The organism is Lysinibacter cavernae (assembly GCF_011758565.1).
Taxonomy (GTDB): Bacteria; Actinomycetota; Actinomycetes; order Actinomycetales; family Microbacteriaceae; genus Lysinibacter; species Lysinibacter cavernae.
The window spans coordinates 1670870-1684042 of record NZ_JAAMOX010000001.1 but is presented as its reverse complement, the minus strand read 5'-3'; the positions used below and the strand labels follow the sequence as shown (position 1 = coordinate 1684042).

10 protein-coding genes are annotated in these 13173 nt (G+C 61.9%); 6 read left to right on the top strand and 4 right to left on the bottom strand.

All coding sequences use genetic code 11. From position 1 onward, the window contains the following. The first annotated feature begins 210 nt into the window (after window positions 1-210). Window positions 211-1026: a hypothetical protein gene (locus tag FHX76_RS07495; RefSeq protein WP_167149424.1), complete on the top strand. Its 816-nt coding sequence runs from the start codon at window positions 211-213 to the stop codon at window positions 1024-1026. A 64-nt stretch (window positions 1027-1090) separates the two neighbouring features. On the opposite strand, the gene metX is transcribed toward FHX76_RS07495, so the two are convergent. From metX to FHX76_RS07480, 3 genes are all read right to left on the bottom strand, one after another. Further along, window positions 1091-2308 carry a homoserine O-acetyltransferase MetX gene (gene metX / locus FHX76_RS07490; protein WP_167149422.1) on the bottom strand — a complete coding sequence of 406 codons (1218 nt, stop codon included), beginning with the start codon at window positions 2306-2308 and terminating at the stop codon, window positions 1091-1093. 145 nt (window positions 2309-2453) lie between these two features. After that, on the bottom strand, window positions 2454-2732 hold the full coding sequence (locus tag FHX76_RS07485; RefSeq protein ID WP_167149420.1) for a hypothetical protein: 279 nt from the start codon (window positions 2730-2732) through the stop codon (window positions 2454-2456). Between the two features lie 344 nt (window positions 2733-3076). Continuing rightward, window positions 3077-4405, bottom strand: coding sequence for a bifunctional o-acetylhomoserine/o-acetylserine sulfhydrylase (locus tag FHX76_RS07480; RefSeq protein WP_167149418.1), 1329 nt, complete (start codon window positions 4403-4405; stop codon window positions 3077-3079). A 176-nt stretch (window positions 4406-4581) separates the two neighbouring features. On the opposite strand from FHX76_RS07480, the gene FHX76_RS07475 reads away from it, so the two are divergent. The 4 genes from FHX76_RS07475 to FHX76_RS07460 all read left to right on the top strand — a co-directional run bounded on the left by FHX76_RS07475 (window position 4582) and on the right by FHX76_RS07460 (window position 9378). After that, on the top strand, window positions 4582-5358 hold the full coding sequence (locus FHX76_RS07475; protein ID WP_167149416.1) for an SDR family oxidoreductase: 777 nt from the start codon (window positions 4582-4584) through the stop codon (window positions 5356-5358). A gap of 31 nt (window positions 5359-5389) precedes the next feature. Further along, window positions 5390-6367, top strand: a complete 978-nt coding sequence (locus FHX76_RS07470) for a J domain-containing protein (RefSeq protein WP_167149414.1) — start codon at window positions 5390-5392, stop codon at window positions 6365-6367. Window positions 6368-6453: 86 nt separating this feature from the next. Further along, window positions 6454-8034 carry an APC family permease gene (locus tag FHX76_RS07465; protein WP_167149412.1) on the top strand — a complete coding sequence of 527 codons (1581 nt, stop codon included), beginning with the start codon at window positions 6454-6456 and terminating at the stop codon, window positions 8032-8034. A gap of 60 nt (window positions 8035-8094) precedes the next feature. Further along, window positions 8095-9378: a saccharopine dehydrogenase family protein gene (locus FHX76_RS07460; RefSeq protein WP_167149409.1), complete on the top strand. Its 1284-nt coding sequence runs from the start codon at window positions 8095-8097 to the stop codon at window positions 9376-9378. An 86-nt stretch (window positions 9379-9464) separates the two neighbouring features. On the opposite strand, the gene FHX76_RS07455 is transcribed toward FHX76_RS07460, so the two are convergent. After that, the gene (locus FHX76_RS07455) at window positions 9465-10955 is read right to left on the bottom strand and encodes an MFS transporter (protein ID WP_167149407.1); all 1491 of its coding nucleotides are present in this window, start codon (window positions 10953-10955) and stop codon (window positions 9465-9467) included. 68 nt (window positions 10956-11023) lie between these two features. Between FHX76_RS07455 and FHX76_RS07450 the strand changes: the two genes are divergently transcribed. After that, a complete protein-coding gene (locus tag FHX76_RS07450; protein ID WP_167149405.1) occupies window positions 11024-13150 on the top strand; it encodes an acyltransferase family protein in 2127 nt (708 codons plus the stop codon). Window positions 13151-13173: the final 23 nt, after the last annotated feature.

Here is a 13173-nt window from a genome sequence, read left to right as displayed (position 1 = left end):
CCTCGATTGCAACAGGGGTGGATGCGGGTGCTGGCAGTCGCCCGAGATCCACACCCAATGCTGGCAATCCGGAGTGAGTGCTGAAACCGCGTAAGTAATACGCGGAGTTTCTCTCGTTAACGTGTGAATGCCTGAGTTCTTGAACGACGGATTCGCCAGATGGTGACCTCTCGGCCCAACTGGTTCCGACTCCAATCAGACCGGGAAAGCATGCTCGAAACACCAGATTCATCACGCGGATCGGAAGGCGAACGTACCCTGATCCGCGACCCAAACAGGACAGTCACCGCGACGATCTATTTCTCCCTCAGCCTGCTTGGCCTGCTGCCACTCGGCTCCGTCGTTGCGGGGCAGTGGAGCGTACTGAGCCTTGTGGCCGGCGTCTTTGGTCTGGCATTTCTGATGCTCGGCATCCGCGCCCTTCGGTCTCGCATCACCATGAGCGAGCTGGGTGTCACGGGGTACTCGGATTCCTACACGCACAGGGTTGGCTGGGGAGAGATCGCGGAGATCACCACCCAGCCGCGGCCAGGCACCTCGGTGACGGTCGTCACGGCGCTCCTGACTTCGGGGAAGCGCGTCGCTCTGATGAATCTGACCGCGGCAAAGCGGCCGCTCGCGAATGACATGCTTCGCGAACTTCAACGAGAGGTAGCAATACGGAGCGAAACGGCCACAGGGCTCGACCCGATCATCCGGCGCTCTGGGCTGAGCATCGCGCTGCGTGCGCTTGGCATCCTGGCGATTGCCCTCGGCGGTGGGCTGGCGACGCTCGTCGCGGTCCTGATGATTGCAAATGATCCGTGCCATCCTGGCGGGTGTGGGTCGGATGCAGGGGCACCATCATCCGTTCGGGAGACAACGGCCTTGTTTGTCCTTGTGGTGACTGCTTTCATGATTCTTGGCGGAACGATTTGGGCAGGGATTCGTCTCAGCACTGGCAAAGGTGCCATCCGCATCATGGGCCTGCTCTGCTGCGCCCTTGTTGTGATCGTGATGATTGGACTTGGCGTCGTCAACCACTAGCAGCGGGACGCAACGAGGCCAAACCACAACCTCAGCAACGGTGTCTATTGCGTTAGCACCGTAACTATCGCACCGGCACCGTTGCCAGCAGCCGCTGCAGGTGATCGCCAACAACGTCGGCCTCGATGAGGAACCCGTCGTGGCCAAACGGTGACTCGATGATCGCTGGCATGTCGCCGTCAATGTTGCCAGGCACGTGCGCCGCGATGAACTCCTGGCCCTCGAGCGGGAACAGTCGATCGCTCGGGATACCGATGACAAGGGTTGGCACCGTCACGGTCGCCAACGCGGCCTCGGCCCCGCCTCGCCCGCGACCGATGTCGTGCGAGTTCATGGCCTGCACGAGTGTGACGTAGCTGTTTGCATCAAAGCGGCGCGTGAACTTATTGCCGTGGAAGTCGAGGTAGGACTCAACCGCGAAGCGCCCGCCCCCACCAAACGGGCTGAGCGAACTCTGCCACGACCGACCAAAGCGGTCGTTGAGTTCGGTGTGACTCCGATAGTTGAGCAGCGCCATGCGGCGCGCGAGCGCGAGGCCGTGATGTGGGCCGTGTCCGTCGCCAGCCTCGTAGTAGTTGCCGTCGCGAAAGGCAGGGTCGCTGCGGATCGCCTCAAGCTGTACGAGGTTGACGCCGATCTGGTCTGCAGTGGTCACCGGGGGAGAGGCGATGACAGCAAGGCGTTCAAGGAGGTCTGGATGCTGCACGCCCCACTCAAGCGCGTGCATTCCGCCCATCGAGCCGCCGATGACGGCCGCCCAGCGCTCAACACCAAGGGCGCGCGTGAACGCTACCTGTGCCGAGACCTGGTCTCGCACGGTGAGATAGGGGAAGCGTGACGCCCACTGATCCCCGTTGGGATCGACCGAGGCTGGGCCGGTGCTTCCCTGGCATCCACCAAGCATGTTTGGGGCGACGATAAACCAGCGGTCGGTATCCAGCGCGAGGCCCTTGCCAACAACATCGCCCCACCAACCGTCGGTGTGGTGCCCAGGGCCAGCGGGGCCGGCAAGGTGGCTATCGCCAGTGAGGGCATGCAGGATGAGGATGGCGTTGTCGCCGGCTTCGTTGAGCGTGCCGAATGTCTCGTACGCGATGCGGGTGTGTGGGATGCGGTCGCCGCGCTCGGTGACGATTTCGCCAACATCCATAAACTGTCGATTGCCAACGGGGTCGCCGTCTTGCCATGCCCCTGAGGTTGCGGGCTTGCCAATGAGCGAGCGGATCTGAGCGTCGGTGATGAAGTCAGACGGGCTCGAGTCCTCGTGCGTTTGCCAATCCATGCGTCCATCCTCCCAGAAAGGGGTGACGCTCGTTGATGTGTTACGACCTGGCTGTCAATCGAGATGACCCAAATGTGTCTCTCATCGTCTGAATACACATATTTGGGTCATCTGGATGCGCGACAGCTGGGAGCGCGGGCAGGCGTTACGCAGAGGCTTGTTGCTGCGGCTTGCGCGCGCCAAGCCAGAGCAGCAGTGCGCCGAGAGGCAGCAACACAAAGGGAGCCCAAATGAAGAGCACGAAGCCTGCAAATACCTCGCCTGAGGAATCCGTTGCCGTAAAGAAGAGTTCCATAAAGCTTGTACCCGGATTATCGGAGAGCGACGCGGCGGTTGTTGTGATGTTCCTGACGAGGAAGAATGCTCCGACGAGGAGCAGGAACCACGCAAACTTGGTCGTTTTGGACTGGGCTTTTTGAGACATGACTGTCGCTTTCACTCTTCGGGACGATGCCCGGTTCTTGGATGGCCGCGACTCGGTAAGTACAGGCGCAGGAGGGAGCGCGAGGCGCGCCCGAAGATCCCCATGCCAACTGCGGCCAGAGGTTAAGAGTGAAAACGCCGGCTGAACTTACGCAGAACATCCCTTTTCCGAGCGCGCTTCACTCCGTCGAGATGACCCAAATGGGTCTCTCAAGCGCAGAATAGACACATTTGGGTCATCTCGATGGCGACTCAGGGGGCAAAGGGGTATGCCAGCGACGCAAAAATCCCGGGCCGGAGGCTCGTGAGAGGCTCCGACCCGGGATACGGGCGATGCAAAAGCGGTTATGCCTGAGCGCGAGCCTCAGCAACAACGCTGCGTGCGGCAGCGAAGCCCTTTTCGAGGTCGGCGCGCAGGTCGGCCACATTCTCGATGCCAACCGAGAGGCGCACGAGGCCAGGCGTCACACCTGCCGTGAGCTGCTGCTCAGGAGTCAGCTGCGAGTGGGTGGTCGAGGCCGGGTGGATGACGAGGCTGCGCACGTCTCCAATGTTGGCAAGGTGTGAGAATAATTCGAGGTTGTCAACGAGCGCGCGGCCGGCATCCACCCCGCCCTTGAGTTCGAAGCTGAGCACCGCTCCAACACCCTTTGGCGCGTACTTATTTGCCGAGGCGTACCAGGGGCTTGATGGCAGGCCCGAGTAGTTCACACTCGCAACGTCCGGGTGGTTGTCGAGCCATTCGGCGACTTCCTGCGTGTTCTGCACGTGGCGCTCGATGCGCAGCGACAAGGTTTCGATGCCCTGGATGAGCTGCCACGCGCTCGTTGGGGCAATCGCGGCGCCGAGGTCGCGGAGCAGCTGCACACGCGCCTTGATGATGTAGGCGATGGAGTCGCCGAGGGCGCCCGTGTAGCTCACGCCGTGGTACGACGGGTCTGGCTCGGTGAGGCCAGGGAACTTTTCGACGTTCTTTGACCACTCGAAGGTGCCGCCGTCGACGATGACGCCGCCGATGGTGGTGCCGTGTCCGCCAAGGAACTTGGTGGCCGAGTGAACCACGATGTCGGCACCGAACTCAAACGGGCGGATGAGGTACGGCGTCGCGATCGTGTTATCAACGATGAGCGGAACGCCTGCGTCGTGGGCGACACCTGCGACCTTCTCGATGTCGAGAATGTTGATCTTGGGATTTCCGATGGTCTCCGCAAAGAACAGCTTGGTATTCGGGCGAACGGCGCGGCGCCACTCCTCGGCGTCGTCCTGGTCCTCAACGAAGGTGGTCTCGATGCCGAGGCGGGCGAGCGTGTATTTGAAGAGGTTGTACGTTCCGCCGTAGATCGAGCTTGACGAGACGATGTGGTCGCCTGCCTGCGCGATGTTCAGCACAGCATAGGTTTCTGCTGCCTGGCCTGAGGCTACGAGGAGTGCGCCGGTGCCGCCCTCGAGTGCCGCGACGCGCTGCTCAACAACATCCTGAGTCGGGTTCTGGATGCGCGTGTAGATGTTGCCAAACTCGGCAAGGGCGAAGAGGCTCTTGGCGTGATCGGAGTTATTGAATACGTAGGACGTCGTTTGGTAGATGGGCGTGGCCCGCGCGTTGGTGGTTGGGTCTGGCTGCGCGCCGGAGTGGACCTGTTTGGTTTCAAACTTCCACGATGCTGAATCGGTCATTGTAGTGCTCCCCTGAGATGGCGAATCAATTATTAAGTCTGAGGCGAGCTTAGGGCGTTGCGGCCGCAGACGGCAACGTTGGTCGAAACACGCGGTAATGGTACGCAGTGGCGCGGCCCGCCGCGGTTTTGCTGCATGATGGGTACAGCATCAACGGCATATACAGGAGGTCAGGGATGACGGCACGGCAGGTAGTTGTTACGGGAGCGAGCTCCGGAATAGGTGCGGCGACCGTTCGCCTGTTCCGCTCGCGAGGCTGGTCGGTCATCGGCGTTGCCCGGCGCGCGGAGAAGCTCAGGGCGCTCGCCGAGGAAACCGGTGCGCACGTGATTGTCGCGGATCTGACGAAGCCTGAGGATGTTCAGGCGATGGCCGCGCGCGTGGCAGAGCTTGGCGGCGCAACGGCTCTCGTCAATAACGCGGGTGCAGCCCTTGGACAGGACCGCATTGAGGAAAGCTCCGATGACGATTGGCGCCAGATGTTCGAGATCAACGTGATCGCGGTTCGGAACGTGACGGCGGCGTTGCTTCCCGTTCTGCGTGATGGTGCGCGTGAACACGGCGCTGCGAGCATCCTCAACGTTACATCGACGGCAGCCTATTACCCCTACATCGGTGGCGGCGGCTATAACGCCGCTAAGTACGCCGCCCGCGCACTCACCGCAGTGCTTCGGCTTGAGCTGGGTGGGGAACCCATCCGCGTGCTCGAAGTTGCCCCCGGCATGGTGCAGACGGAGGAGTTCGCGCTCAACCGCTTTGGCGGCGACGCCGAGAAAGCCGCGAAGGTGTACGACAACGTTCCTGAGCCGCTCGTCGCCGAGGACATTGCCGAGGCAATCGTGCACGCCATCGAGCTGCCTCCGCATGTGAGCAACGACGTGGTCATCATCAAACCGGTGGCACAGGCGAGCATCTATCAGGTGCACCGCGGGGAGCTGTCCGTTCGCGACTAAACTTGAGGCATGGCTGTAGTTTGGCGCGTCAATGGGTGAGAGTGCCGCCGAACGGACCCCGTACGAAGTGCTCGGCGTTGCCGTCACCGTTTCGGCTGAGGATCTTCGGCGCGCGTATCGTCGCCTGGCAAGGGAGACGCATCCGGATGCTGGAGGCACCGCGGTTCGGTTTCACGCGGTGCAGGCTGCGTGGGAACTTCTCGGCGACGAGGCAAAACGTTCCGCCTACGACAGGGGCTCAGACCCTGCAGCAAGCCGCGCGCGTGCTGCACCGGCGGCGCCTGAATCGGGCACGCGTCTTCGTGCCCGTTCGTTTGGGGTTCCAGGGAGAGAAGCCCGCGACGCGTATCGGGCCTGGATGCGCGACTGGGCGGAGACGGCGGCCGGTATGCGTATGGAGGACATCCTTGGCTGGCGCCTCACCCCTGACCTCTTTGAAGATCCGGCAGTGATTCGTTCTGCCCCGCTCCCGGCGCGGTTGCTGCTTGCGAGGGCACACGCGGCCGAGGCGACTGCCCGCACGGTTGCGTCCCTTGGCATGGGATTTTCGGTGTGGCACGACGTTGCGGTCCCAGGCGCGTCGGCGTCGGGAGCTGCTGGCGCGAGCGGCGCGCCAACAATCGACCACGTGGTGCTCGGTGCCACGGGCCTATTCGCCGTCCGCTCGGCCGATTGGGGGAGCGAAGTTCGGCTGGTTCGAGACGAACTCACCGGTCCAGGACTCGGCGATAGCGAGTATCCACTCAGAGACCTCGCCAGAAACGCGGGGCTGCTGTCGCGCAGCCTCGGCATCCGCTTCACGGGCCTGCTGATTGTGGTGCCGGATGCTGCCCTCCCCGGCGTCGCGGCCGAGGCAACCCAGTCGGCTAAGCCCCTCGGCGTCGTGGTCCGTCGGTCGGTACTTCCTCAGCTGCTCCGCGAGGGGCTTGGCGGCACGGAACGCACGAGCCTCGGCAACGTGTACGAGTACCGCGCCAGGCTGCAGCAGGGCATCCGCCACGGGGCATAGACCGGCTGGAAAATGTCACCCATTTTGGGGCTATTCCTCGGCGTTCCAGGTGACTAGCATCAAGGTATATCCAAGGGGGGATTACCATGGCAAAGAATCGGGCGGAACCGACAGCATCCGTAGTACCGTCAGGGGCGAGCGATCCAGGGGGCAAAGGGCTCGCAGCTGGCACGCTCGGGCTTGTGGGGTCAACGGTTATTGGCTTAGCCTCGACCGCCCCCGTCTATTCCCTCGCGGCGACGCTCGGTTACGTTGTTCTTGCGGTTGGTGCTCAGGCGCCAATCGCTTTTATTTTGGCCTTCATCCCGATGTTCCTGGTTGCGTTTGCGTATCGCGAGTTGAATAACGCGGTGCCTGACTGCGGCACGACCTTTACCTGGGGAACCAAGGCCTTTGGCCCTTGGGTTGGCTGGATGGGCGGCTGGGGTGTTGCGATCGCCGGAATGGTCGTACTCGCCAACCTCGCGCAGATCGGCGGCAAGTACTTCTGGCTGCTCATCAACGAGGAGCTCGCCCAGAACACGGCGATTGTGACGCTCACCGGAGTGGTGTTCATTGCGCTCATGACCTACATCAGTTATCGGGGCATGGAGATTGGCGAGAAGCTACAGAACGTGCTCATCATCGTGCAGTACGCGGCCCTCATCCTGTTTGTTGTCTTTGCGGTGGTTTCTGTGCTGACTGGCAAGGCTCCGGAAGGCTCAACGACGCCAGAAGCCAGCTGGTTTGACCCGTTTGCGTTTACGTCGGTCGAAAGCTTTACCGAGGCCATCCTGCTCGCCCTGTTTATCTATTGGGGGTGGGATACCTGCCTCGCGCTCAATGAGGAGACCAAAGACCCGGAGAAAACGCCAGGCAGGGCAGCCCTGCTGTCAACGGTGATCCTGCTGATCACGTACGTTGGCGTCACCGTCGCAGCCATGATGTACGCGGGGCTTGGCACCGGGGCGATGGGCCTCGGCAACGAGGGCAACTCCGACGATATTTTCTTCGCCCTTAAGGATGCCCTGTTTGGCCCGTGGGCCTGGCTGCTGGTGCTCGCCGTGATGGTGTCGGCGGTTTCGTCAACCCAGACGACCATCCTCCCGACCGCGCGAGGGACCTTGGCGATGGCCGCCTATAAGGCCCTCCCAAAACGGTTCAGCTACGTGCACCCGAAGTACAAGACGCCTGCCTTCTCAACGCTTGTCATGGGGGTTGTCGCGATTGCGTTCTATGTTGGCATGACAATCATCAGCGAGAACGTGCTGCAAGACACGATCCTGTCGCTCGGCCTTGCCATCGCGTTCTACTACTCGATTACGAGCTTTGCCTGCGTCTGGTACTTCCGTCGCGAGCTGTTCACCTCGTTCCGCAACTTCATCTTCAAATTCCTGTTTCCGCTGCTCGGCGGGATCATGCTCGCGGCTGCCTTTATCAAGTCCATCTACGACATGCTCAACCCTGACTACGGGTACACGATCATCTGGAACATCGGCGGCGTCTTTGTGATTGGCGTCGGCTCGCTTGTGATCGGGGCTGTCCTCATGATCGTCTGGGCGTTCTTTGAAGGATCGAAGCCGTTCTTCAGGGGCGAGAGCCTCAACGAGCACACGGCCGTGCTCGTGCCGGATGTTGACGACATCGTGATCCGCGAACCCGCCGTTGGCGACGAACCCAGGTCCTGACCGCATCCGGAACCACAACAAACGTACTCACTCGCAACCAAACACGAAGGAACAGTGACCATGAGAATTCTGCTTGTAGGCGCAGGGGGAGTCGGCGACGCAATCGCCAAGATCGCCGCACGGCGCAGCTTTTACGACCACATCGTGATCTCGGACTACGACGAGTCGCGAGCGCAGCACACCCTCGACTGGATCGCGCAGCAGCACGGCCCTGATATTGCTGGCAGGTTCAGTACTGCCCAGATCGATGCGAGCAAGCCGGAAGCCGTCACCGCCGTCGCGCGTGAGCACGGCGCAACGCACGTCATGAACGCGGTTGAGCCCAAATTTGTGGAATCAATTTTTGCCGGAGCACGGGCTGCGGGGGCCGACTATCTTGATATGGCGATGAGCCTGAGCGAGCGGCATCCGGAGCGCCCCTACGAACTCACGGGTGTCAAGCTTGGCGACGCGCAGTTTGCCGAAGCGGATGCGTGGGAGGCAGAGGGGCGGCTGGCGCTCGTTGGCATGGGCGTCGAACCTGGCATGTCGGATGTGTTCGCCAGGTACGCGGTTGACCACCTGTTCAGCGAGGTCGACGAGCTTGGCACGCGAGACGGGGCAAACCTCGTGGTGCGCGACGACGAGGGCAACGAGATCTTTGCGCCGTCGTTCAGCATATGGACCACGATCGAGGAGTGTCTCAACCCGCCAGTGATTTGGGAAGAGGGCCGCGACTGGTACACAACCGAGCCGTTCAGCGAGCCAGAGATCTTTGACTTTCCCGAGGGCATCGGGCCGGTCGAATGTGTCAACGTTGAACACGAAGAAGTGCTCCTGATGCCGCGCTGGCTCAAGGCAAAGCGGGTCACGTTTAAGTACGGTCTTGGCGAGGAGTTTATTGGCGTGCTGCGAACGCTCAACACGCTTGGCCTTGATAGCGTCGAGCCCCTTCGCGTTCGGAGCGCAAACGGCCCTGTCGAGGTTGCGCCGAGGGATGTTGTTGCGGCCGCGCTGCCAGACCCCGCCCAGATCGGACCGCGGATGACCGGCAAAACCTGCGCTGGCGTTTGGGTGACGGGCACTGGAACTGACGGCTCACCGCGCGAGGTCTACCTCTATCACGTGAGCGACAACCAGTGGACGATGGCGGAGTACAACACCCAGTGCGTGGTCTGGCAGACGGCGCTCAACCCCGTCATTGCGCTCGAACTGCTCGCAACCGGCGTCTGGTCTGGTGCAGGCGTTCGTGGCCCGGAATCCTTCGACGCCAAGCCGTTCCTCGACCTCATGGCGCTGCCTGTCGAGGACGGCGGCTACGGTCAGGCCTGGGGCCTGGAGGAACGGACCCCGACCACGGAGTAACTCACACGCGCAGCCCGCGAATCGACATGACCCAAATGTGTCTATTTCGCGAGAAATAGACACATTTGGGTCATCTCGATCCCGCATCAGCGCGATACGACCTCGACCGGTACCTCACTGTCGGCAAACGCCACCTTCGGCACCACAAACAGCAGGAATCCAGCGGCGATCGCCCCGCCGGAACAGATCGACCAGACGATGAGGTAGCCGGTGAGGCTCGACGCCGTGCTTGCCGCGGCATCCGCAACCCCGATGAGCAGCACGATTGCGAACACTGACGACGCAAACGAGCCGCCAATGGTCTTTGTGGTGTTGCTGAGCGCGGTGGCGATGCCGGTTTGCCCGATCGGGGCGGCGGCAGCTGCCGCTGAGGGGAGGGCCCCCATGAGGATGCCGGAGCCGACGCCGGCGATAAACATGTTCGTGAACACCTGCCAGGTTTCGAGGTGGAACGGCAGGAATAAGCCGTAGCCGAGGGCAACCAAGAAGGCAGCGATGATGAGCGCAAAGCGCGGGGTGAACCGGCGAGACAGCACTGGAAGCAGGAGCGCGCCAACGATCATCGAGATGAGATAGACGCCGATGAGGATTGATCGCTGCCCGGCGCTGAGCCCGAGCCCGTAGCCGTACACGTCTGGATCCGTTCCTGCGTAGGTGCTCAGCGGTGCCTGCGCCCCCAGCAAGCTGATGCCAACGAGGAACGCTGTGACCTGCACCGGCCACATGGTCGGCTGCCGGAACACGCGGATGTCGATGGCCGGATCCTTTTGGCGCAGCTCGTAGCGGGTGAAGGGGATGAAGCTCAGCACGCCAGCGACAATGATGACCCAGACCCACCAGGTGCCTGGCCCGTTGAACTTCAGGAACGTCAGCCCAGAGGTCACAAAGAGCAGACCGAGGCTCAGGATGATGAACCCAACAGAGTCGAGGCTGCGCCCCGGCAGCGGGGTCGATTCCGGCACGCCAAAGAGGATCGCGAAGAAGGCAAGGGTCACCGCCACCGCCGGGATGATGAGCGTCGGGGTCATCGAGGCTGCGAGATCCTCGGACCCACCAAATAAGCCAAAGATCTGCCCGGCACCAACCGCGCCGAGGATCGCCCCGGTTTCGAGGGCAACCACGAGGAAGGCCGCCGCCCGCCTGGTCTCGGATGCCGCGCGCTTCGACTTCCGCGCGCGGTCGAAGATGAGCGCAATTTCGAGGGGAAGCCACACCACGTAGAAGCCCTGCAGCGTCCACGCAAACAGGAAGCTCGTGAAATCGTTCGCGAAGGCGAGCCACCAGGTCGCGCCGGCCGTCAGCACGGTCGAGACGAGCAGGATGCGCTTATGCCCGTACATGTCGCCGAGCTTGGCGAGAAAGGGCACCACCAACGCCGAGAGTAGCAGCTGCGCGCCTTCGAAGACGTTGAAGTCGGCATCGTTGTTGAGTCCGAGATGCTTGACGAGGTCAGAGATGAGTGGCACGTAGTATCCCTGCAGAATGCCGCTCACGATTTCCACAAAAAAGAGGAATCCGATGAGGGATACAACGAGTGATCCGCGGCGTTGCGGAACGGCCTGTGGCAGTGCTGTCATTCTGAGGATGCTACTCCTGAGGTGAGACGCACGGCTAGATCTCGGGAACTTCCGCTAAAATACTGTGGATGTCTACTGGCAATGAAGCGACAAAAACGTTCCGCCCAGAGATTCAAGCGATCCGGGCGGTTGCCGTTGGCGCTGTCGTCGTCTTCCATCTGTGGCCAAACGCGTTGCCCGGTGGGTTCGTCGGAGTCGACCTCTTCTTTGTGGTGTCAGGGTTCCTCATCACCGGTCACCTCCTTCGAGAGATTGACGCAACCGGCACCGTGAGGCTTGGCCAGTTTTGGGCCCGCCGCGCTCGCCGCTTGCTCCCGGCGTCCGTCGCCGTTTTGGTCGCGGTTTCTGTCGCGACCATCCTGCTGGTGCCTGGAGAAAACTGGCGTCAGTTCTTCCGAGAGATCACCGCCTCTGCGTTCTACGGCCAGAACTGGCTGCTTGCCTCGGATTCCGTTGACTACCTCGCCGCCGAAAACCTGGCCTCGCCCGTTCAACACTTTTGGTCGTTGTCCGTAGAAGAGCAGTTTTACGTCGTGTGGCCCCTGCTGCTGCTTGGGGTCACGATTATGGCGGCTCGCAGGGCCGTTCGGGTTGGGGGCCGAGCATCCTCGCCCCGCCGCCTTGCCCTGTACGCGCTTGTCGCCGTGACGGTTGCCTCGCTTGCCTGGTCGGTGCTCACAACGGTTCTTGACCCGGCCTCGGCATACTTTGTGACAACCACTCGGGCGTGGGAGTTCGGCGCGGGTGGGCTCCTCGCGCTCGTTGCGGTTCCACAATCACACGAGGCCAGGACCGGGCTCGCGGCCCGGTTTATGGCAGCGGTTCAGAGGGCCTTCGCGTCCCCGCAACGTCGCGCAATCGCGTCGTACACGGGGTGGGCACTCATCGCCGCCGCGCTGGTGTTGTTTGACGGGCAGACGCCCTTTCCCGGGTTTGCGGCGCTGCTCCCCGTCATTGGGGTGTTGCTGGTTATTGCCACTGGTGCGCCGCGGTCGGCCTGGTCACCAACTCGGGCGATGGCCGCAAGGCCGGTCCAGTTCCTCGGCGATATCTCGTATTCGCTCTATCTGTGGCATTGGCCGCTCATCGTCATCCTCGCGCCCCTACCGTTGTACCGGTCGATGGGCGCGGTTGGTCCCGTGTTTATCCTCACCGTTTCTTTGGCCCTTGCGGTGCTCACCAAACGATTCATCGAAGACCCTGTGCGTTTTTCGCCGGGGATCAAGCGGCTCAAACTCCGATACGTTGGCGTCGCCGCCGCTACAGGAATGATTGGTGTGCTGCTCATTGGTGTCGGATCAACCACGGTTCTTGGCGTTCACGAGGAAGCGTCCCAGGCAAAGATCGACACCATTCTTGAGACCGAGTCGGACTGCCTCGGGGCATCCGCCCTGAGCGACAGCATCGAGGGCTGCGAGACGACGGACCTCTCTGACGTACTCATTCCAACCCCATCCACCATCAAAGAAGACGTACCTGCGCTGCTTGAGGAAGACTGCCGAACCCAGACGGGAGGCACCGAACTCAAGACGTGCACCTTCGGGGAAGAGGGCTCCAACTATGCGGTTGCCCTCGTTGGCGATTCGCACGCTGCGGCCTGGTTCCCGGCCCTCAAGAAGATCGCCGATGAGCGAGGCTGGGAACTCGACACGTATTACAAGAGCAACTGCCCGTTTAACGCCGTGCCAATGAGTAAGGACGACGAAAGCTGTGCCGAGTGGAACACAGAGGTGAACGAGAGCCTTGCCAAGCGAGACCCGTACGACCTCGTGATTGTGTCACACAAAAATGACGCTCCACAGGACGAGGTAGCGGATGTTGAAGCCGGGTTTGTCGAGTCGTGGCAACCGCTCGTTGATCGCGGCTCAGAGGTGGTCGCGATTCGGGATGTGCCCAAAATGCCCGCGGACGCCATGCGCTGCTTTCCCGAGTCTGGCTACGACCCAACGTCCTGCGCCCCAACTGAGGAGCAAGCGCTCAAAGCGGTTGACCCAATTGTGAATGCGGCAGAGGACCTGCCCGGCGCGGCCACCATCGATATGAACGAGTATTTCTGCTCGGACGACGTGTGCCCGCTCGTCATCGGCGGTGTCATTGTGTATCGCGACTCGCACCATATCTCGGCTACCTATTCTGATACCCTCGCGCCCTATCTCGAGGAGAAACTGCTCGCCACGATCAACCAAGCGTCATAGCCGCCCGGCCTCCCGCGCAAGGG

What these genes read in the sequence shown, in the direction of transcription:
- FHX76_RS07460 (WP_167149409.1), top strand. Translation starts at nt 8,095, where the DNA reads ATGAGAATTCTGCTTGTAGGCGCAGGGGGAGTCGGCGACGCAATCGCC.
- FHX76_RS07475 (WP_167149416.1), top strand. Translation starts at nt 4,582, where the DNA reads ATGACGGCACGGCAGGTAGTTGTTACGGGAGCGAGCTCCGGAATAGGT.
- FHX76_RS07480 (WP_167149418.1), bottom strand. Translation starts at nt 4,405, where the DNA reads ATGACCGATTCAGCATCGTGGAAGTTTGAAACCAAACAGGTCCACTCC.
- FHX76_RS07485 (WP_167149420.1), bottom strand. Translation starts at nt 2,732, where the DNA reads ATGTCTCAAAAAGCCCAGTCCAAAACGACCAAGTTTGCGTGGTTCCTG.
- FHX76_RS07450 (WP_167149405.1), top strand. Translation starts at nt 11,024, where the DNA reads ATGTCTACTGGCAATGAAGCGACAAAAACGTTCCGCCCAGAGATTCAA.
- FHX76_RS07495 (WP_167149424.1), top strand. Translation starts at nt 211, where the DNA reads ATGCTCGAAACACCAGATTCATCACGCGGATCGGAAGGCGAACGTACC.
- FHX76_RS07455 (WP_167149407.1), bottom strand. Translation starts at nt 10,955, where the DNA reads ATGACAGCACTGCCACAGGCCGTTCCGCAACGCCGCGGATCACTCGTT.
- FHX76_RS07470 (WP_167149414.1), top strand. Translation starts at nt 5,390, where the DNA reads ATGGGTGAGAGTGCCGCCGAACGGACCCCGTACGAAGTGCTCGGCGTT.
- FHX76_RS07465 (WP_167149412.1), top strand. Translation starts at nt 6,454, where the DNA reads ATGGCAAAGAATCGGGCGGAACCGACAGCATCCGTAGTACCGTCAGGG.
- metX (WP_167149422.1), bottom strand. Translation starts at nt 2,308, where the DNA reads ATGGATTGGCAAACGCACGAGGACTCGAGCCCGTCTGACTTCATCACC.